General features: G+C 73.8%; 3 protein-coding genes and 1 pseudogene. 2 read left to right on the top strand and 2 right to left on the bottom strand.

Translation table 11 applies throughout. From position 1 onward, the window contains the following. Positions 1 to 989: pseudogene (locus HUW36_RS26360) on the top strand (FtsX-like permease family protein); the annotation flags it as partial. Between the two features lie 12 nt (positions 990 to 1001). Here HUW36_RS26360 and HUW36_RS26355 read toward each other — a convergent pair. Further along, the gene (locus HUW36_RS26355) at positions 1002 to 1145 is read right to left on the bottom strand and encodes a hypothetical protein (RefSeq protein ID WP_174530611.1); all 144 of its coding nucleotides are present in this window, start codon (positions 1143 to 1145) and stop codon (positions 1002 to 1004) included. Positions 1146 to 1178: 33 nt separating this feature from the next. On the opposite strand from HUW36_RS26355, the gene HUW36_RS26350 reads away from it, so the two are divergent. Then, positions 1179 to 2123: a threonine ammonia-lyase gene (locus tag HUW36_RS26350; protein ID WP_174530610.1), complete on the top strand. Its 945-nt coding sequence runs from the start codon at positions 1179 to 1181 to the stop codon at positions 2121 to 2123. Between the two features lie 89 nt (positions 2124 to 2212). Here the strand turns inward: HUW36_RS26350 and HUW36_RS26345 are convergent, their stop codons facing one another. After that, positions 2213 to 4306: a S9 family peptidase gene (locus tag HUW36_RS26345; RefSeq protein ID WP_174530609.1), complete on the bottom strand. Its 2094-nt coding sequence runs from the start codon at positions 4304 to 4306 to the stop codon at positions 2213 to 2215. Positions 4307 to 4573 lie beyond the last annotated feature (267 nt).

Here is a 4573-nt window from a genome sequence, read left to right as displayed (position 1 = left end):
CGCTGGTCGCCGCGCTGGCGAGCGCGCTGCTGCTGCGGCGCGTCACCACCACCCCGTTCGGCGTCGTGCGCCGGGTCCGCACCCGGGCGCCCTGGCCGTGGCCCGGCGTGCTCATCCTGGCCGCGCTGGCCACGTTCGCGGCGATCCGCCCGGTCCTGCTCTGGTACGAGCGGCGCGACGTCGTCGAGCCCGACTGGGTGGCGCCGCTGATGCTGATGGTCGGCGGGCTGGCCGCCATGGTCGGGGTCGTCGCCGGCACCGGGTGGATCTCGCACCGGACCGGGCGGGTGCTGCACCGGTACGGCCGCAGCGCCGCCGCGCTGCTCGCGGCGCGCCGGCTCACCGCCGACCCGTGGGCCGGCAGCCGCACCTTCGCCGCCCTGCTCGCCGCGTTGATCGTCGGCGCCGGGGCCGCCGGGGTCCGCGCCGACTTCCTGGCCCAGGCCGAGCTGACCCGCCGCACCGGCGCGGGACTGTCCGACCCGGACTTCTACCTCAACGCGATGGGCCTGGTCGACCTGGGGATCGCGGTGGCGATGGCGATCGCCGGCGGTGGACTGCTCGTCGCCGTGGTCGAGGGCATCACCAGCCGGCGCCGGGCGTACGCGGCCCAGGTGGCCACCGGCGTGCCGCGCGCCGTCATCGGCCGGGCGCTGCTCTGGGCGTCGCTCGCCCCGGCCGTGCCGGCGGTCGGGCTCGCGCTGACCGTCGGATACCTGCTGGCCCGGGGACTGCTCCCCGACCCGAGCGGCGGCGGCTACCGGACCACGGTCTGCGACGCCGGTCCCGACCTGTGCAACGATCCGGCCACCAGCGCCCGCTACACCCGTACCGAATGGGTGCCGGAGGTGGTCGTCCGGCCGGAGGTCCCGTGGGACCAGTTGGCCTGGCTCGCGGCGGGTGGGCTGGCGGCGGTGCTGGTCACCGTCGCGGCCGGCCTGCTGTTCCTGCGCGCCAGCACCTCGGTGGAGGAGTTGCGCACCACCTAGGACGACGGCCGGTCAACGGCCGAGCAGCCCGGCCGATCCGGCCACGGCCAGCCCGATCACGCCCGAGCAGCAGCAGACCGCCAGCGCGGCCACGACCGCCACGACGATCAGCCAGGTCGGCCCGCGTCGCGCCGCCTGCTGATCCTCGTCGGTCATCCCGGCAGTCTAGGTGCGGGGCAGGATGGTGCGATGGAACTGATCTCGATCGCTGACGTCCGGGCCGCCGCCGACGACGTGGCGGGCACCGTGGTGCGGACCCCGCTGGTGCCCGCGCCCTGGGACGACGAGCTGTGGCTCAAGCCGGAGAACCTGCAACCGGTCGGCTCGTTCAAGCTGCGGGGCGCCACCCACGCGGTGGCCCGGCTCGATCCGGACGTCCGGTCCCGGGGCGTGGTCACCCACTCCTCCGGCAACCACGGGCAGGCGCTGGCGTACGCGGCCCGCGCATTCGGGGTGCCCTGCGTCGTGGTGGTGCCCGACGGTGCCCCGGAGGTCAAGGTGACCCGGATGCGGGCGCTCGGCGCCGACGTACGGACGGTGCCGAAGGCCCGCCGGCTCGCCGAGGCGGAGCGGATCGCGGCGGAGACCGGGGCGGCGCTCGTGCCGCCGTTCGACCACCCGGCGGTCATCGCCGGACAGGGCACCATCGGGCTGGAGATCGTCGCCGACCTGCCCGACGTCGACGTGGTGCTGGTGCCGGTGGGCGGCGGCGGCCTCGGCTCGGGCGTCGCCACGGCGGTCAAGGCGCTGCGCCCGTCGGCCGCCGTGATCGGGGTGGAACCGGCGCTGGCCGCCGACGCCGTGGAGTCGCTCGCCGCCGGCGAGGTGGTCGTCTGGGACGTCGACCGCACCTACCGGACCTGCGCCGACGGGCTGCGGACCAACCTGTCCGCGTTGACGCTGGCGCACCTGCGCGAGCGGCTCGACGGCATCGTCACGGTGACCGAGGACGAGATCATGGCGGCGACCGGACGGGTGCTGCGGGACGCGCGCCTGGTGGCCGAGCCGAGCGGGGCGGTCGCGCTCGCCGCCCGGCTGTTCCACCGCGACGAGCTGCCGACCGGGCGTACGGTCGCGGTGATCACCGGCGGCAACGCCGACCCAGCGGTGCTGGCCGCCGCGCTTGCGGTGTAAGGAAGGGCCCCTTCTTAACGTCTCCGGTAGAGGAAGGGCCCCTTGTTAACAGGCGGCTGTTAACAAGGGGCCCTTCCTTACATCGAGGTTCAGGCGCGGCCGAGGCGGTCGAGGGTCCAGGCGTTGACGAACGCCTCCTCGCGCCAGGCGTCGTACCGGCCGCTCGGCCCGCCGTGGCCCGCGCCCATCTCGGTCTTCAGCAGGTAGTCGCCCTGCGGCGCCAGCGCGCGCAGCCGGGCGATCCACTTGGCCGGCTCGTGGTAGAGCACCCGGGTGTCGTTGAGGCTGGTCACCGCCAGGATCGCCGGGTAGTCGGCCGGGGCCACGTTCTCGTACGGGGTGTACGACTTCATGTACGCGTAGACCTCGGGGTCGTCCAGCGGGTTGCCCCACTCCTCCCACTCGGTCACCGTCAGCGGCAGCGACGGGTCGAGGATCGAGGTGAGCGCGTCCACGAACGGCACCTGCGCGACGATTCCGGCGAACGCGTCCGGGGCGAGGTTCGCCACCGCACCCATCAGCAGGCCACCGGCCGAGGCGCCCCGGGCCACCAGCCGGTCGCTCGCCGTCCAGCCGGCCTTGACCAGGTGCCGGGCGCAGGCCACGAAGTCGGTGAACGTGTTCTTCTTGGCCAGCAGCTTGCCCTCGTCGTACCAGCGCCGGCCCAGCTCGCCGCCGCCCCGGATGTGTGCGACCGCGAAGATGACGCCCCGGTCGAGCAGGCTCAGCCGGGCGATCGAGAACCACGGGTCCATGCTCGCCTCGTACGAGCCGTAGCCGTAGATGACCGCGGGCGCGGAGCCGTCGCGCGGCGTGCCCCGGCGGCAGACCAGCGAGATCGGCACGCGGGTGCCGTCGTCGGCCAGCGCCCAGTCCCGGTGCTGCTCGTAGTCGGCCGGGTCGTACGCCCGCCCGTCCGGTCCGGGCCGCACCGGCTTCTGCCGGCGCAGTGTCAGCTCCCGGGTGACCAGGTCGTAGTCGTAGACCGAGTCGGGGGTGACCAGCGAGGTGTAGCGCAGCCGCACCGTGCCCGTGCGGTACTCCGGGTTCGCGTCCAGCCCGACGCTGTAGATCGGCTCGGGGAAGTCGATGTCCCAGCTGTCGTCGCTGCCGACCGGCAGCACCCGCAGCCCGGTCAGCCCGTTGGCGCGCAGCGAGACCACGAGATGGTTCTCGAACGCGTCGACCGCCTCCAGCCGGGTGCCCGGGGTGTGCGGGATCAGCGGTGTCCACTCGCCGGGCGCGTCCGCCGAGGTGTACGCCAACGCGAAGTCCTCCGCGCCGTCGTTGTGCAGGATCAGGAAGCGGTGGCCGTGGTGCTCCACCGCGTACTCGACGCCCTGCCGGCGCGGGGCCACGACCGCCGGCTCACCTGTCGGGTTCGCCGCCGGGATCACCCGGACCTCACTGGTGATCTTGCTGTGGATGTCGATGACCACGAAGCGCTCGGACCGGGTCAGCTCGACGCCCACCCAGAACCGCTCGTCGTCCTCCTGGTGGACCACCACGTCCTCGCTCGACGGGGTGCCCACCGTGTGCCGCCACACCCGGTTCGGCCGCCACGCGTCGTCCACCGTCACGTAGAACAGCGTGGAGGCGTCGGCGGACCACGCCGTGCCGTAGAACGTGTCCGGGATCTCGTCCGGCCGCACCTCGCCGGTGGTCAGATCCTTGATCCGCAGCGTGAACCGCTCGTCGCCGGAGAAGTCGGTGGAGTAGGCAAGCCAGCGGCCGTCCGGGCTCACGTCGAACGCGCCCAGCGAGAAGAAGTCGTGCCCCTCGGCGAGCTGGTTGCCGTCGAGCAGCACCTCCTCACCGTCGAGCGGGGCGCCGTCCGCGCTGACCGGGGGCACGGTCTCGTCCGGGCGGACCGCCCGCCGGCAGTGCACGCCGTACTGCTGCCCCTCCACGGTGCGGGTGTAGTACCAGTGGCCGTCCTTGCGGGTCGGCACCGACAGGTCGGTCTCCTGCGTGCGTCGGCGGGTCTCCTCGAACAGCTCCGCGCGCAGCCCGGCCAGGTGCGCGGTGCGCGACTCGGTGTGGGCGTTCTCGGCGTCCAGGTAGGCGATCGTGTCCGGGTCGTCCTTGGTGGCGAGCCACGCGTACTCGTCGACGACCGTGTCGCCGTGGTGGGTCCGCTCGGCCGGAACGCGCTTGGCGACAGGTGGTGGGGTCGTGGTCACGGCGCCACGTTACCGGTCGGCGGCCACCGTCGGGCGCGTGCGCCGCACCGATCCGCCACCAGGTCTTTCGAACATGTGTACGATGACCGCCATGGCGGCTGCTGCGCGTTCCACCGACCGACCCGGAGCCCTCGACATCACCCGGAAGCTGGCCGAGATCTGCGGTCCGCCGTTCGCCCGCTTCGCCGGGCCCGCCGACGAGGTGGCCGGCCGTACCGCCCGCTGGGTGGCCGTGCCGGGCGGCCCGCACGCCGCCGCCGAGGTGCT

The organism is Micromonospora maritima (assembly GCF_902825405.1).
Lineage (GTDB): Bacteria > Actinomycetota > Actinomycetes > Mycobacteriales > Micromonosporaceae > Micromonospora > Micromonospora maritima.
The sequence above is the reverse complement of the archived record's forward strand: the minus strand, read 5'-3'. Positions and strand labels throughout refer to the sequence as shown.